Annotated in this window: 14 protein-coding genes; 9 read left to right on the forward strand and 5 right to left on the reverse strand. The window is 65.3% G+C overall.

Annotated features, from left to right (window positions below; all coding sequences use genetic code 11):
• Positions 1–9 precede the first annotated feature (9 nt).
• Positions 10–381 carry a hypothetical protein gene (locus ABS52_19275; protein ID ODS99931.1) on the reverse strand — a complete coding sequence of 124 codons (372 nt, stop codon included), beginning with the start codon at positions 379–381 and terminating at the stop codon, positions 10–12.
• Between the two features lie 674 nt (positions 382–1,055).
• A complete protein-coding gene (locus ABS52_19280; protein ID ODS99932.1) occupies positions 1,056–1,766 on the reverse strand; it encodes a hypothetical protein in 711 nt (236 codons plus the stop codon).
• 28 nt (positions 1,767–1,794) lie between these two features.
• Here ABS52_19280 and ABS52_19285 point away from each other — a divergent pair, with 28 nt between their 5' ends.
• From ABS52_19285 to ABS52_19305, 5 genes are all read left to right on the forward strand, one after another.
• The gene (locus ABS52_19285) at positions 1,795–2,079 is read left to right on the forward strand and encodes a hypothetical protein (GenBank protein ID ODS99933.1); all 285 of its coding nucleotides are present in this window, start codon (positions 1,795–1,797) and stop codon (positions 2,077–2,079) included.
• A 1-nt stretch (position 2,080) separates the two neighbouring features.
• Positions 2,081–3,343 (forward strand): hypothetical protein, encoded by a 1,263-nt coding sequence (locus tag ABS52_19290; GenBank protein ODS99934.1) that lies wholly within the window; start codon positions 2,081–2,083, stop codon positions 3,341–3,343.
• Positions 3,344–3,470: 127 nt separating this feature from the next.
• On the forward strand, positions 3,471–4,490 hold the full coding sequence (locus ABS52_19295; GenBank protein ODS99935.1) for a hypothetical protein: 1,020 nt from the start codon (positions 3,471–3,473) through the stop codon (positions 4,488–4,490).
• A 1,544-nt stretch (positions 4,491–6,034) separates the two neighbouring features.
• A complete protein-coding gene (locus tag ABS52_19300) occupies positions 6,035–6,313 on the forward strand; it encodes a hypothetical protein (GenBank protein ID ODS99956.1) in 279 nt (92 codons plus the stop codon).
• A 101-nt stretch (positions 6,314–6,414) separates the two neighbouring features.
• Positions 6,415–7,302 (forward strand): integrase, encoded by an 888-nt coding sequence (locus ABS52_19305; protein ODS99957.1) that lies wholly within the window; start codon positions 6,415–6,417, stop codon positions 7,300–7,302.
• A 2,095-nt stretch (positions 7,303–9,397) separates the two neighbouring features.
• On the opposite strand, the gene ABS52_19310 is transcribed toward ABS52_19305, so the two are convergent.
• Positions 9,398–9,610, reverse strand: coding sequence for a hypothetical protein (locus tag ABS52_19310; GenBank protein ODS99936.1), 213 nt, complete (start codon positions 9,608–9,610; stop codon positions 9,398–9,400).
• A 112-nt stretch (positions 9,611–9,722) separates the two neighbouring features.
• Here ABS52_19310 and ABS52_19315 point away from each other — a divergent pair, with 112 nt between their 5' ends.
• Positions 9,723–9,944, forward strand: a complete 222-nt coding sequence (locus ABS52_19315) for a hypothetical protein (GenBank protein ODS99937.1) — start codon at positions 9,723–9,725, stop codon at positions 9,942–9,944.
• Between the two features lie 264 nt (positions 9,945–10,208).
• On the opposite strand, the gene ABS52_19320 is transcribed toward ABS52_19315, so the two are convergent.
• Complete coding sequence (locus ABS52_19320; protein ODS99938.1) at positions 10,209–10,460, reverse strand: 4-oxalocrotonate tautomerase; 252 nt, start codon at positions 10,458–10,460, stop codon at positions 10,209–10,211.
• Positions 10,461–10,778: 318 nt separating this feature from the next.
• On the opposite strand from ABS52_19320, the gene ABS52_19325 reads away from it, so the two are divergent.
• Entirely contained in the window at positions 10,779–11,495 is a 717-nt protein-coding gene (locus ABS52_19325; GenBank protein ODS99939.1) for a hypothetical protein, read from the forward strand.
• Positions 11,496–11,682: 187 nt separating this feature from the next.
• Complete coding sequence (locus ABS52_19330) at positions 11,683–12,492, forward strand: hypothetical protein (protein ID ODS99940.1); 810 nt, start codon at positions 11,683–11,685, stop codon at positions 12,490–12,492.
• A 54-nt stretch (positions 12,493–12,546) separates the two neighbouring features.
• Here the strand turns inward: ABS52_19330 and ABS52_19335 are convergent, their stop codons facing one another.
• The gene (locus ABS52_19335) at positions 12,547–13,866 is read right to left on the reverse strand and encodes an AAA family ATPase (protein ODS99941.1); all 1,320 of its coding nucleotides are present in this window, start codon (positions 13,864–13,866) and stop codon (positions 12,547–12,549) included.
• A gap of 189 nt (positions 13,867–14,055) precedes the next feature.
• On the opposite strand from ABS52_19335, the gene ABS52_19340 reads away from it, so the two are divergent.
• Complete coding sequence (locus ABS52_19340) at positions 14,056–14,418, forward strand: hypothetical protein (protein ODS99942.1); 363 nt, start codon at positions 14,056–14,058, stop codon at positions 14,416–14,418.
• Positions 14,419–14,480: the final 62 nt, after the last annotated feature.

Below are 14,480 nucleotides of genomic sequence, written 5' to 3' on the forward strand. Positions count from 1 at the left end.
CCAACCCCCTCAGGAGGTGATGCCCCCAGGAAGTCGAACAAACCCGGTGCGTAAGACTGGGTGATCGCCAACTGCGTAAGAGTGGGTGATCCTTGACAGGGGGCGTGGGCGCCCGCGAGGCTCGAGCAGCTGTTCGAGATCGTGGCGGAGGGCGTCGAGGGGAACTCCGGCGTCCAGAAGCACAGCGACCGCGGGGTTCTCACCCTTCCGCAGAATGCCGACGAGCACATGCACTTCGGTGACATCGTCGTGGCCCATGGCCGCGGCGAGGGCGCGCGCGATCGACAGCGCCACGCGCACGCGAGCAGTGAACGGCGCCTCGCCAAGCACGTCTTCGTGAGTCATCCGGCTAACGCCCGTAATAAGCTGCGAGCGGATCAAACCAATCGCGAGCGAAGCGAGCCTTCCATAGACCGCTCGTCAGCTTCATTGCATCGTTGGGCTGCTGCGCTCCGATCCCTCCCCAGCGACCACTGCCTCGTTGGGTCAGATTCGCTAGAACGCTCTCGATCTGTTCCAGTGCAGAGGGCAAGGCGTCGGCGATCTCGCCAGCCAGGACGTGGGGCTCCGGGAGGTTCGCGGAATCCTCGAGCGACTCATCCTTCACCCAGAAGATGTCAAGACTGCACTTGTCGCGCGTGATCAGTTCAACGTATCCGAACGAACGCCAACGGCCGTCTGGGTGCTTTTCCAAGTCCATAACAGTTTGCGTTTCTTACGATTCTCTGGTTTGTAGCAGGCAACGAACTCATCGAGGTCTGCGCGCGTCATGCGGCGCTGCTTGAGCGTAAACTCCTTGTTCGTCGGCAGATCGTAGAACCAGCCCGTCTGGGTCCACGACTCTATCGCTCGGGCTGACGGTCGAAGAAGAGCACGTTGGCCTTCACACCCTGCGCATAGAAAATCCCTGTTGGAAGGCGGAGCGTCGTGTGAACCTCGCACTCCTCAAGGAGCTTGCACGAACGTTCTCACCAGCGCCGCTCTCGAAGAGCACGTTGTCAGGCACCACAACGGTCGGCTCCGCAGCTTGTTGACGATGCGTTCGCTCTGATCGGTCACGATTGAAGACTCCTGCGCTGGTCCGAGATGCGAGTCAGCCAGCGACGAACGGCGTTTCTCAGGTCTTCTTCGGACGCGCGGAGCGCGACAAGTTCGCGAAGGTGGTGCGGCTGATTTGTCTCGCGGACGCCTACATGCTTGGCGAGGACACGAAGATCGGTCGTCGGAAGCATCGAAAGCAGCGCCGTAGCGTCAACCGTCGGATTACGTGCCCCGTCTCTAAGCGGAACGAAACGCGGCTCCGCGTTCTCCGTGCGCTCTGCAAGCAGCACCTGCCACCACCATGGCGCCTTGCGTAGAGCGCGCGCCGCGAGACTCCACCCGACGATCAGTGTGACGCGATCGGCGATCGCGCTGTAGACGCGCACCTGCTCGTCGAACCGTGACAACGTGTCCCGGTCACTCTTGATCTCGATCACGGCGAGATCGTCGTCGCGCAAGCAGAGGTAGTCCGCCCGGACGTAACCCCGCCAGCATTCGACCTCCTCTACTATGAGGTCAGACCCGGTCAAACCCCCGATCTGGAAGACGCCCTTCAGCGCCCGCCTGATGTCCCGATCCGTCAGCCGGGCGTCGGTGCGTGGATCCGGCCCGAGCGTGCAGGCTTGGGCGTAGCCCTCCTCCGCTATACCGAATATATGCCGAAGATAACTTCTGGACGCCGGAGCCAGATCCCCGACCTTGACAGCCGATTGGCTATGTTCCATATTTGGGAACAATTCCTTGGTGAATTTCATGCGCCTGATCGGGGCTCTGCTCTTGGCTGAGTTCGCCGAGCGGCACCCCGACGCTAGGCAGGACGTGGAGGCTTGGCGACTGGAGGTGCAAGCGGCGAACTGGTCCAATCCCCACGAACTGAAAGCCCGCTACCCGAAGGCAACGATAGTGGGTGGGAGGGACGTGGTCTTCAACATCAGGCATAACCGGTTCAGGCTCCACGTCACGGTGGACTATCAGAGTGGCTCAGTCATCGTCCGGCGCGTCGGCACGCACGCCGAATACGACCGGTGGACGTTCTAGTATGGTACACGGCAACCCCGAACACCCGCGCGCTGGCATCCGCGTGATCCGCTCCCGAGCGGATTACGACGAGATGCGTCGCGAACTCGATCGCCTGCTCGATCTCGATCCGCCGAGAGGATCGGCCGATCGCGACCGGCTGGACGTGCTCCTCGTACTCCTTGCGGACTACGAGGGTCGCGAAGTGGCGGCGCCTGAGGTCGATGCCGTGGATGCGATTATCTTCCGCATGGATCAGCTCGGACTCAAGCCGCGCGACCTCGAACCCTACCTCGGCGGACGGAGTCGCGTGTCCGAAGTCCTCGGGCGGAAGCGGTCGCTCAGTATCGCCATGATTCGTGCTTTGCACGAGGGGCTTGGCATCCCCGCAGAAGCCCTGATCAATCCGGCTTCGCCTCCTGAGGACGATCAGCAAGCAGTCATCCCTTGGGAACGGTTCCCGATTCGCGAGATGATCGCACGTGGATGGCTCGATGCGCAACGGGCGGGCGAGTGGACCCGTGAACGAGCGCGCGAGGCACTCGCGCCGTTCTTTGCGCAGGCGAGCGCGGGACTGGCGTCCGCGCCGCTCTACCGCCGATCTGCACACGTTCGCGCGGCCAAGGGCATGGACGATTTCGCGCTCGCCGCATGGTCGGCGCGCGTGCTTACCGTCGCGAAGGAGCACCCGCCGGCGCGCCGTTTCGATCCGCGAGCGTTCGACCCCGAGCAGATTCGCGGGCTCGTTCAGTTGAGCCGCCTGGACGAAGGGCCACGCCTGGCGCGCGAGTGGCTTTCCGACCGTGGGGTGGTGATGGTGGTCGAGGGCCACCTTCCGCGCACGCGACTCGACGGCGCGGCGCTGCTCACCGAGAAGGGAACTCCGGTGGTCGCTCTCACGATCCGGTACGACCGGCTGGACAACTTCTGGTTCACACTGCTGCATGAATGCGCGCATGTGGTGCGTCATCTCGCAGGCTCCTCGGCGGCGGAGACGCAGGAGTACTTTGATGACCTGGATGTCGAAGGCGCAACTGATCCGCGAGAGAGTGAAGCGGATGCGTTCGCGCGCGAGAGCCTTGTCCCGTCGGCGCAGTGGCAGGCGAGCGCTGTGGCGTTCGCGCCGTCCGCGGATGCCGCGGTTGCACTCGCTGATGAAGTGGGCGTGAGTCCCGCCGTGGTTGCGGGACGCGTTCGGCACGAGAAGCGGAATTTCCGGTTACTGGGTCCTCTGGTTGGCGCGGGCAAGGTTCGCCGCCTGTTTCCGGAGGTCCGCTTTGATTGACACGTTTCTTGGTGCGCCGACCGTGGACGACTGGCGGACGTACTCGCCCGTCCTGCGAGCAAAGGCGTCTGAGTGGCAAGCGCTGAAACAACTCACTCCCGGCGTTCGCCAGCGAATTGCGCCGATCGTGGAGTTCATTCCCGACTGGCAGACGCCGGGCGCCAACACCACCGGGCGGAAGCGCCGTGCCCCTCAGACGCCGGCGGAGTACGTGTCGCGGGTGCTGGATTCTTCTGTGGCGGCCACGCCTGCGGGTACGCGGAGTTTCATCTATTTCGGTCTGGCGCAGCCCAGCGCGATTTGGTCGGGGGTCGATCTCTGGAGGGAGTATGCGACTCGGGTTCCTGCGAGCACGCGCGTGATCCCGTTGGCAGATCTGTCATCACTGGCGAGCGCTGCAGCCTTGCCGAACATCGCCCGGACCCGCTGTGAGCTCGGGCTTCGGCTTGGAGTCGGCGATGTCAGCGCGCAGCTGGCCTCGCGCATCGCGGCAGCGCTTCGGGCGACGGGCCTCGGTCCAGAAACCGTTCACATTGTCGTCGACCTGAAAGACGCGCCTGTGGCGACGTCCCATGGGCAGATTCGAACGATGCTGCGCAACGCAAACCAGTATGCGTCGGTGGTCGTGCTGGCCGGTGTGTTCCCAACCGACCTCACCCAGTATCAACCAGGCGTGGCATCGGAGCCTCGGACCGAGTGGACAACTTGGTGGCGCGAGCATGTCACCACGCCGGCGAACGAACGGCTGCTGGCGTTTGGTGACTACACGACGCAGTGCGCCCGCTATCACCCCTCCCCGGAAGTGCCGGGCAGCGTGAGCCTTCGCTACACGATCGACGACGCGGTTCTGGTATTCCGTGGGCGCCAGTCGAACAACGGAACTGGGCTAGGCCACGACCAAATGCACGGTCACTGCCGCCTGCTCGTGGCCCGTCCGGACTATGATGGTGCGGCGTTCTCGTGGGGCGACCAGCGGATCGGCTGTTGGACCGATCCGGCGAACGGAACCGGTAACGCGGTGCAATGGAGGACCGCGTCAGTCGTGCATCACATCACCCACGTCGTTGCGCAGCTTCAGGATCAGGTCGGATCTAGTGCGAGCGCTCGGACGTGGGCGAGGGTTCAGGCCAGTAAGCCGTGCAGCTGATTCTGAACGGAAGCATGCCCTGCGAGGAAGACGCCGCAACGATGGAGCCGCGTGGACGCGATGGCTGGAGAGAAGCAACGTCAGACCGACGACATGAATCGTGTTGGCGCAATCAGACCCAACTCACTTTGCTGAACAGGCGTTGCCTCGGCAACGGGGTGCTCGGCACGATATTGCAAGGGCTGCACTGCCCGTCACAGTCACGCTGCCGACTCCTCACGCCGAGAGTTCGGTCAGTCTTGCAGTCGCCTGGGATAGGAGTTCGGTAGCCGCACTTCGCCACCTAGCCTCGGTCCCGGATGGGCGAAAGGAGGTGGCGACGCCGTTCGCTTGGGTCAGGGGTCTTGCTAGAAGCGCGTCGAGTATGCTCACGGCCTCCCGCACCGCATCCGCGGTGAGTCGCGGTTGGTCCAGGACGCGGCCTGCGAGCGCAATATGACACCAAGGGTTCTGCGGGGCCTCGGCTAACGCAGCTCGGGCATTGCTGATCGCGGCGTCGCTGTCGCCGGCGTTGTGGAGCAGATCACTGAGCCAGAGCCTAGCCCACACGTTGTTAGGATCCAGACTCACAGCTCGGTCCAACTCGCGGCGGCAGGCAGCTAGGTCGTGAACCTTGGCCGCGAGCAAAGTTAGATGTGCCGCGTTCGCCAAGAGCGCCGAGAGCGTAATAGCCGGATACTTGCGCTCCCCACCATCATGGGCTGCGACATGTGCTCGCCATGCCTCCGCAACCAGCAAGGCTGTTGCGCCGGCGGGCGTCCTATCTGCGCTGCCATGAAACGACTGCGTCGCGAAGCGACTGACCTTCTCCACGAGCGCGTGGTAATCCGGCACCCGCGCCAAAAGCGTACTCGCCGATGCGATGAGTTTCTCGCTCAGGTGATCACCCGCACGTGCCTCCGCCAGAATTCCCGCCAGGACGCTGGACGGTCGTGTGCCATGAGCGGCAGCACGGAGCTGATTCAGAGCCGCATCGAGTTCCTTAAGCTCGCCTTCGTCACCTGCGGTCGCTGTGAGTGTCCTCTCGAACTTCGCGCGACCATCGGCGGCCGCCTGGAAATCACCCAACCTCGCTAGGACAAGGATCGCGTGATAAAGGTGCTCACGGTTCGGGGCTTGGTGAATGATGCGTTTCGCGATCGCCGAGGCCTTCTCATTGCCATCAAGGCTGCCGAGGAGAACGTACGCCTGAAGATACCTCGCCGGGTTGGTCTGGGACCAGTCACGCCGGAGCGACTGTTCAAGCATTCTTAGTGCTCTGGCAACCTGCCTGCGACTGCTGAATAGTCGCGCGCAATGGTTGTACAACGATACCGCTTCATGCGACGTGAGGATCGATGTTCCCAGATCATTGACTACCCGCTCAAGCGCGTTGTTGTGAATGATCGCCGCGAGGACACCGTGTCCTGCCTCAGTTGAAATGTGACTCCCACTGCCTCCACACTATGGAGGTACCCGGAGGAGTCCATGAGTCGACGGAACGGCAAGAAACCAGCGCGGAGAAACCAGCGCGGCGGCAGTTCACGCCTGAGGAGAAGGCCACGATCCTGCGGCGGCATCTCGTCGACAAGGTGCCCGTCTCGGATCTGTGCGACGAGTTCGCGATCCAGCCCACGCTCTTCTATCTCTGGCAGCGGCAGGCCTTCGAGCACCTGGGGGCCGCCTTGCAGGATGGACGCACGCAGCGCGGCGTCGCCCACGCCGGCGCGGCCGAGCGGGCACGGGTCGCGGCGCTCGAAGCGAAGCTGGCGAAGAAGGACGCGGTGATCGCCGAGGTCTCGGAGGAGTATCTCGCGTTGAAAAAAAAGCTTGGGGGGCCCTGACCGACCGATGGGTGCCCCCCGATCTCCGCGACGCGGTCGTCGATTTCGTGCGGACGTTCAGCGCCCGGACCGACCAGTCGGTGCGCTGGGTGCTGGCGCGCCTGGGCGTCGCCCCGGCGCAGTTCTACCGCTGGGCGGCGCGCTACGGCCGCGCCAACACCCCCAACGGCCCGGTGCCGCGCGACCACTGGCTGCAACCAGCGGAACGCGACGCGATCCTGACCTATCACGACACGCACGCGCCGGAGGGCTACCGCCGCATGACGTACATGATGCTGGACGCGAACGTCGTGGCGGTGAGTCCGGCCACGGTGTATCGCGTGCTCCGGGCGGCCGGGGTGCTCGACCGCTGGAACCGGAGGCCCTCGCGCAAAGGGACGGGCTTCACGCAGCCTGTCGCCCCGCACGAGCACTGGCACATCGACATCAGCTACGTGAACCTGGCCGGGACGTTCTACTACCTCTGTTCGCTCCTCGACGGGGCGACGCGCTTCCTCGTGCACTGGGAGCTGCGCGAGCGCATGACCACCGCCGACGTCGAGACGGTCCTGCAACGGGCGCGCGAACAGTATCCCGACGCGCGGCCCCGGATCATCTCCGACAACGGGCCACAGTTCATCGCGCGGGATTTCAAGGAGTTCGTGCGCCTGGCGGGCATGACCCACGTCCGCACGTCGCCGTACTATCCGCAGTCAAACGGCAAGCTCGAACGCTGGCACCAGACCCTCAAGACCGAGTCCATCCGCCCACAGGCGCCCGCCTCGCTCGAGGAGGCCCGCCGACTGGTGACCCGCTTCGTCGACCACTACAATCACCACCGCCTGCACAGCGCACTTGGCTACATCACGCCCGCCGATGCGCTGGTGGGCCGCGCCGACGCCATCTGGGCGGCCCGCGATCAGAAGCTCGAAGCGGCGCGGGCACGACGCCGGGCCGCTGCATCCGTCCCCTCAACCGAGCCGTCCGACCTGCTCGCCGTGGTACACTGAAGCCCTACCCCACCTGTCACATTCTCGCTGAACCAGGACATGGCTAATCGGAGGCCTGGGACTTGCGAGCAGCTTGTATAGCTTGGGCGCTCGAGACAGGGCGCTGGGCTGGGATCACAACCCAGAGGAGAAGCACGCTGGCCTCGCCCGCTGCATGGATGTCTCGACCTGTATGTCTGTGCAGCCGTACTCATGGATGCTCGGAGGTAAGCTGGTGGCGGCGCTAGCAGCCTCGCGCTCCCTCAACGACGATTTTCGTCGCCGATATAAAGCGCCCCTTCGCACCTTAGTTGCGCTCTGCGCAACGGGCGTTCACTGCCCCGTGTTCAATCGCATTCCTCTGGTGGCCGGTGGATTGTATCGCCACGTTGGCGAGACCACGGGCTTTAGCACCGCGTCACTTTCAAGCAGGACCTTCTCAATAGCTCGGAGTCTCTGCCGTGGGACCAGACACTCTAGCGCGCAGTCCAACATCCTCGCTGCATTGCGCTATGCGCTGCGTTCGTGTGGCATCCCGGGTGATACCGTACTCCGTCGCGGTGCATCGAAGGCAGTCTACCTGGCTCACGTTCCGCGCCGCCAGGGCACGGGGACAGACGACTCAGGTAACTATGTCGCCGCAGAGTATGGCATGTCGGAGGAGGATATCGTAGAGAGCTGGCGACTTCTGGCCTTCAAACGACTTTCTGCGCGTCATGATCTTCAGTTTCTTATCCGCCGCCACGTCGGTTCGTCGGCACTGGTGTCTGAGCGTGCTCGCCTAGGAGGATACATCCGGTGACCGGTAATACTAATGACGCGACCACAGACCGACCCAAGACTTGGGTGATCTTCGACACGGCCGCTACTTCGAATCGCCCCGCGTACTACAAAGACGTTCACGACTTGCTCGCTCTGCCAGTTGGAGCGATGTGTCGGTACAACTATCGCCGCGACTACCTATCTGCTGCGGCCCTTCGTCTGGTTGAGCAAAGTCGCGAGATTCCGGCGGTCGGAAGAATTCCTGCGATTCTGGTGTATTGGCAGTTGCCGAGCTACCAGCGATACGAGAAAGCGCCGTCCAGCGCCGAGTGGGCCAACGAGAAAGCGCTGTTTGCTGTGACGCGCTTGGCGACCGTACACGCGATTGTAGAGAGCTCGCGCGAAGTGTGGCTAGACCTTGAGCTTAGTCAATACCCAGTAACTGACAGTAGCAAGGTCGCGTCCCCGCTCATCAGCGAACTCATTTCGAGTGACCAGACTCCTCCGCTATCGTGGGTGACTGTTGCGAAGGACCGGGATCTCTGGCAGAGGCTTCACGGGGAGGTGTGCTCGCCTAGCGCACTTGATGATCGCTGGCAGAAGGTTGTGGATGCGCTAGGAACCTCGCCCATGCAGTTCGCAGGCGATGTGTTCTTTCGTGTCCGAAATGTCTATACCTCGGGATGGAAGTCGACTCCGATCAAGAATCGTGTTGAGCCAAGGGTGCTACGGCTCGGCGGCGATGCCATGGATGAGGCAGAATACGTGGTAACTGAGGGATCCACGATTGCTGTGGAGATAGCCACGACTACGCCGTCCACCGTCGAGGAGCCGCTCGACGGAGCCCCGGGCAATGTCACGGCAGCGAGCTCATTTGTTTCTTCAGTCGTCACGGTGACGCCAGATGCACAGGCTCACATACGCCTGGTTGGCGGGTCAAAGGTGCCTCTCCGACCGCACGGCATCCAAGCAGTGCAGTTGCGCGTGTCTCGGACGGAGGAAGTGTCGGAGCGTCAAGCCGGAGTCAACTTCGAGGCACCGATGCAGCCTGCTCCGCATTCCGACTGGTGCGGAGGCGCTGGAGTTAGTTTACGGTTTCGCGTACGTAAGGAAATTTCGGTGCTGGTCGCGAGTGTGGTGCTTCTTGCCGCCGGCGCTTGGTTCTCATTTCTCTCGGTCTCGACGCCTCCTGATCACCTCACGCGCAAGGGTGCGTACGCAGCAGCTGTGACGCTGACGGTTGTACTCAGTGCGCTCCTCGGCGCCCGTAAGATCCCATTGCGAGCCTAGTGTTACGCTAGTTCGAAGCGGCCTCACGCACCTGCGGCACACTGTCGCGTCCTTCGAGCAGTGGTCACTGAGGGTCCCCCTGAGCTGCGCCCCCAAGTGGAACCACTTCTACGTGCGGGCCAAGGGCCAGCGGGCCGGGCTTCCTAAGGCGGAGCGAGCTTAACGCGCTAACATCGGGGACCCCCGCCAAGGCCCCCGCCTGCTCGGCGATGGGCTCGAGCAGGTGCCCGATGCAATTGTGGAAGAGGCGCGTCACCTGCTGCGCCCAGATCGACACCGGATCGTTCGTCGCTGCTGCGAGCCCACCACCAAGGGAACTCCCGCCGGGCGAACAGACTGACTTGGATGCATCGCGGTCGCGCCCACTCGCCCCCGCAATCCCTCTTCTCATGAACTCTTCCCTCGTCGCCCGCGCCAGCGCCGACCTCCTGGCCGCCGGCGGCCTGTCGCTGCTCTTCGCCTCCGCCTCCCTGCTGCCGCGCCTAGTTCCCGCCTTCCCGCCCGCCCTCGCATGGCTGGGACAGCTGATCGCTGCGGCCTGGCTGGGCATCGCGCTGTTCAACTGGTCGACCCGCACCACCGCCATCGGCGGCATTCACGGCCGGCCGTGATGCTCAACCTCGTGCCGTACCTGGTCAGCGGCCTCGGACTCTTGACGGCGAACGACGCGCCGCTCGCGGTTCGGGCGTTCGCGCTGTTGCTGCTAGCGGTGGCGGCGCTATACGGGCGGCTCCTCCTTCATGGCCCTCTCGATGGATCAACGGCAGTCGCGGTCGGCGCCTGACCTCGCATCACGCGCCTCGCGCGGCGAACTCGACGCACAGGGATCGGGCTCGCCGCGCGAGAGCGGTCGCAGTGGTGCGCACGGGGCGCCGTTAGGCGGCCGTCGCCGCCTCCGCGCTGCCGTCGTTCCCCCCGCGCGCCAGGTCGCGCAGATCCTCATTCGTCACGGGCATCCCTCCGACTCCCCACGCGCCCGGCAAAACGTCCTGGATGGTCACCCACGTAACGTTCCGCAGCCCCTCGCCCTCCACGGCAAGGACGGCATCGGTGACGCGGCGAATGAGCTCCTGCTTCTGGGCAAGCGAGAGATACCCGCCGATGCCGGTGATCAGTACGAGTGGCATGATCTGCTCCTATATAGTTGTGGTCAGGCCGTCTGCGTCCACGCCGCCGACGCGAAGGCGCGGTCGAGCGGGGTGTGAGCGAGACGGTTGGTGTAGTTGGATAGGGTCTTCAAGCCGACGCCGACGATCACCTCGAGCACCTGCGCGCGAGTGAAGCCGGCGGCGAGGAAGGACTCGAGGTCACCGGGTGCCGAGTCGATACGCCTGCTCGCCCGTCGTCACCATGACCGCGCCCCCAGCGTGTCACGAGCGGAAGGCCGCCGAGGTCGACCCTCGTCCGCCAGAAACCCCCGCCCGTATCCGCTCGTATTCCCCCCCATGGAACGCCTGCTGCAGGACCTGCGGGTCGCGACGCGACGCCTCCTCAAGCGCCCGGGCTTCACGCTCATCGCCATTTTGTCGGTCGGGATCGGGATCGGGGCGAACACCGCGATCTTCTCGCTGGTCAACGCCGTCATGATGCGCAAGGCGCCGCTCGACCGGCCGGGCGAACTCGTCGATCTCTACAAGACGCTCCCGGGCTTCACGCACGGGCCGCTCTCGTTTCCCGACCTGCGCGACCTGCAGGATGAGACGACCCACGTCTTTGCCGACGTGGCGGGCTTTCGCCTCGCACTGGCCCAGACCGACGTCGGGGGGAGCCCGGAATCGCTGGTCGGCGAACTGGTGTCGGGGAACTACTTCTCGCTGTTAGGGATCAGGGCGCAGCGCGGCCGCACGCTCCTCCCCTCCGACGACGTGGCGCCGGGGGCGCATCCGGTGGTGGTGCTCTCGCACGAATACTGGCAGCGGCGGTATGCGGGCGACCCGCGGGTGGTGGGTCAGGAGATCCGGCTCAACGCGCGCCCCTACACCGTGGTGGGAATCGCGTCGCCCGCGTATCGCGGGGGGCTACGGGTGATCTCGCCGGCCTTCTACGCCCCGCGGATGATGACCGCCGACTTGCAGCCGTCGAGCGTCAACGAGCTGGAGGAGCGCCGCAACCAGTCGGTCTTCGTGCAGGCGCGGCTCAAGCCGGGGGCGACGATGGCCTAGGGGCTGGTGCAGGTGGCGGTGTCGCTGGTGCTCCTGGTGGGGTCGGCGCTCTTCCTCCGCAGCTTACAGGCTCGGCTCGACATCAATCCCGGCTTCGGGTCGGCGCCGGCGGATGTGCTGTCGCTGCAGGAGCCGGAGGTGGATCCGCCCGCCCGGGCGCGAGGCGCACGGCGTCGACCGGGCCCGGGTGAGCGAAGGGTTCTTCGACGCGGCGGCGGTGCGCATCGTCGACGGACGTCCGTTCGATGCGACCGACGTCCCCGGCGGGAACCCGGTGGCGATCGTGAGCGAAGCGTTCGCGCGCAAGTTCTGGCCCGGGCAGAGCGCGATCGGGCGGACGATGCGCGTGCGGGAGACGGAGGTGACGGTGATCGGCGTGGCCGGCGACTCGAAGATCCGGGCGCTGGGGGAGGATCCGGTCCCCTTCCTGTACCAGCCGTACGCGCAGGCGCCCACCGGGGGGATGACGCTGGTGGCGCGCACGCAGGGCGGGGCCGACGCGCTGATCGGCGCGGTGATGGCGGCGGCGCGACGCCTCGATCCCGACGTGGTGGTGGTGGAGGCGAAGACGATGGAGCGGCACCTGGCGGCCTCGCTCCTTCCGCACCGGCTGGGGGCGTGGGTGATCTCCGCCTTCGGCATCCTGGCCCTCGTGCTGGCCTCGATCGGGCTGTTCGGGGTGGTGAGCTATGCCGTGTCGACGCGCGAGCGCGAAGTGGGGATCCGCATGGCGATGGGGGCCGATGCGGGGCGGGTGGTGCGGCTGATGATGCGGGGCGGATTGCAGCTGATGGCGATCGGCGCCGCGCTGGGGTTGGCGCTGTCGGCGGCGGCGGCCAGGGTCCTGAGCGGGGTGCTGTACGGGGTGAATGCGATGGACCCGCTGGCGTTCGTGGTGGCCCCGCTGGTGCTGCTGGGGGTGGCGCTGGCGGCGGCGTGGATTCCGGCGCGCAGGGTGACGCGGATCAGTCCGGTGAGGGCGATACGGGCGGAGTAGGGGAGGGGGTGCCGCCAACGACTTCGGCGGCACTCGCCATCATCTCGCCCGCGCTCACACCCCGAGCAACGCCGCCGGCACCACCGCAATGCCGTCCGCTCGACGGTACGCATGCTCGCCGGTCGTCACGATGACGGCGTCCAGCAAGTCCTTGCCAAGTTGCTCCCTGAGCCAGAGCAGGTGCCGCACGTCGCGATCCTCGACCGACGCGCTGAGCTTGACCTCGATCGCGACGACGCGATGGTCGGCGCGTTCGACGATGAGATCGACCTCGTGCCTCCCGTCTTGCATCCGCAGGTGGCGCACTCGCGCCTCGGCCGCCTGGGCGTAGACGCGCACCGACAACGTCACGAGGGACTCGAAGAGCTGACCGAAGAGTGTTCCGTCACGCGGCGCCGTCGTCTCGCTCGCCGTTCCATTTTCCGCGCGGAATAGCGGAGAGGTCTCGCCGGCGAGCAGCGCCCCCTCGTCCGCGCCGAGGAGTCGGGCGGCGAGCGCGGGGTCGGCGAGGTGGTGCCGCGGGGCCTGGACGAGCCGCGCGAGGTGACTGCGAGACGGGGTCCAGCCCGGCACCGGGTCGAGCAGGTAGAGCCGCTCCAGGACCTCTCGATATGTCTGGATGGTCGGCTTGGTCGCCGTCTGGCCATCGCCGCTGGTCGCCGCATCGCGGATCTTCGCCAGGGTCGTGGTCGTCGCACTCGCGGCGGCGTATGCGGTCATCCAACGCCGGAGGGCGTGGGACTTCCGAACCGGGTGTCCCGCCTCCAGAACGTCGCGGTTCACCACGCGCTCCAGGTAGCCGTCGAGCTGCGCACGTCGCGCGCGCCCCTGCAGGCTCCGGATTCCGGGAAGACCCGACGCCACGACCTCGGCTGCATACTGGGCCAGATCGACCGGGCTCGTGCCTGAGACATCGGGACGGCCACCGCCCAGCAACTCCTTCAGGCTGACGGTCGTCGGGCCGAGTCCGCGTTCCGCGAGGGACATCGGCCGCATTCGTACGGATACGATGCGGCCGGCGCCGGAATGCGGGCGGGCGCCCACCTCGTCATCGGCCGGCAATGCCGATCCGGTGAGGAGATAGCGTCCGGGACTCGCTCCCTCATCGACGGATCGCCGCACGGCGTCCCACACCTGCGGGAGGCGCTGCCATTCGTCGATCAATACGGGTGGCGCTGCTTGCAGCGCGACCTTGGGACTCGCGCTCACCAATTGGCGCTGCGCGTCGTCGTCCATCCGGTAGATCGTCGTCGCCCGGCGTTCGGCGGTCGCCGTCTTTCCGACTCCCTTCGGCCCCTCCAGCGCCACCGCGGCAAGACCACTCATCAGCTCGTCGATTTCCGTCTCGACGACTCTGGGCGTGTAGGGGGGCATCCGTTCAACTGGTCGAGGGGAGGTGGCGCTGGTGACGGACCCTGTTTGTCCGTTCACTCACTATTTGTTTGTCCTTTTACACAGTGTCTATTTATCCATTAACACACATTGTACTTGTCCATTCCCACACCCGCAAGCAGGCGCTGAGGAGACAATCGTAGTACTTGGTAATACTCAGTATGATTGAATATGCCCGGTAACCTTCGCTTCGCCCGAATCTCGATCACCCTCCCGCCCGAGACGCTTCGCGCCGCCGACGAACTCGCGGCGCGGCACGATCGATCGCGCAGCTGGATCGTGGCCGAGGCGATTCGGCAGTATGCCGCGGCCCAGCGCGGGGCGCCGTCGGCGGACGACGATGCTTCGAAGCGCCTGGGGCGATCGCGACTGGAGCAGTTGCGCCGCGACGTCGCCCTGTCGCCAGAGGCGCGCGTGCTGGAGAGTGAGGGAATCGTGACGGTCGATGGCGAGCCGGGCGCGCCGGTGCCGCCGCGCTCGTTCCCGTCGTACGACGACTTCATCGCCTGGCGCCGCGAGCGCGGGGCAGGGTGAAGACGATCAAGTCCTCTACTCATACATGAGTACACTCACGCGTGAGTAATGCTCGACTCGAC

Source organism: Gemmatimonadetes bacterium SCN 70-22 (assembly GCA_001724275.1).
Classification (GTDB): Bacteria; Gemmatimonadota; Gemmatimonadetes; order Gemmatimonadales; family Gemmatimonadaceae; genus SCN-70-22.